The following is a 244-nucleotide window of genomic DNA, read 5'->3' on the forward strand; positions in this document are numbered from 1 at the left end:
GTTCGTTCTCGGACTCGGCGATCAGTTAGGAGACACCGCGCCGCAGGCAAGTTTCGATATCGAAAGTTCATCTGATACAACGATTGCTATCACCAAAACGGGGGGGCAGGCTATTCCAATAGACGATCTCGTCTTAGCTGTTGACGGCACAAGGTACGAGAATGCTACAACCGTTGCCTCAGGTGATTGGCAAACTGGTCAAACAGTAACTTATACCGAAGGAAGCCCCGCTTTCCCGGATAAT

The 244-nt window shown here is 50.4% G+C and carries 1 protein-coding gene; it reads left to right on the plus strand.

The features are described 5' to 3' along the window. Positions 1–244: type IV pilin (locus EXE45_RS21125; protein WP_206750532.1), on the plus strand; the 244-nt coding region annotated here is incomplete at both ends.

The sequence above is a fragment of the Halorubrum sp. SP9 genome (assembly GCF_005435015.1).
Classification (GTDB): Archaea; Halobacteriota; Halobacteria; order Halobacteriales; family Haloferacaceae; genus Halorubrum; species Halorubrum sodomense.